This is a genomic window from Bacillus sp. SRB_8, assembly GCF_003264205.1.
GTDB classification, from domain to species: domain Bacteria; phylum Bacillota; class Bacilli; order Bacillales; family Bacillaceae_G; genus Bacillus_A; species Bacillus_A mycoides.
Genome location: NZ_NADT01000187.1, coordinates 1 through 506, shown reverse-complemented (window position 1 = coordinate 506; position 506 = coordinate 1). Strand labels below are relative to the sequence as shown.

The 506-nt window shown below is 45.8% G+C and carries 2 protein-coding genes; both read left to right on the top strand.

Translation table 11 applies throughout. The annotated features are described in order from the left end of the window. Positions 1-226 (top strand): hypothetical protein (locus B5P40_RS32405; RefSeq protein WP_113710542.1); only part of this gene is annotated, 226 nt, incomplete at its 5' end. Between the two features lie 80 nt (positions 227-306). Next, positions 307-506, top strand: a 200-nt coding sequence (locus B5P40_RS32400) for a reverse transcriptase domain-containing protein (RefSeq protein WP_309252119.1), incomplete at its 3' end; no start/stop codon positions are given.

Sequence of the window (506 nt, the reverse complement as noted above, 5' to 3'; positions counted from 1 at the left end):
TATGATGCCATGCAGAATACAAGCAAATGCTCGACAAGAGCTACCTCCCGACCGGAAGGTGATTGCATGCAAATGGGTCTTCGATACCAAACCCAACCTGGTCGGAGATGGTGGCATTCGCAAATTCAAAGCTCGTTTGGTGATAAAAAGCTTCTCCCAACGTGCTGGTGAGAAACTTTCTCTCCCGTCGCACATTCGGAATCATTTCGTATCGTCATGGCACTAACCGCCGATCAAGGCTTGTTTCTTCGTCAAATCGACATCGTGGGCGCATTCCTTAACGGTAACATTGACGGCGATATTTACATGAAACAGCCTGATGGTTTCATCGAGCCTGGTCAAGGAAATCTAGTTTGCAAGTTACAGAAAGCTCTCTACGGTCTCAAACAAGCGGGAATGATCTGGAATCAGCAGCTGGATGATTTCTTGGTCAGTAAGCTCCATTTTCGAAGAACAATTGCTGATCCTTGTCTTTACCATCTCAGATGTGACACTTTCTATGCTAT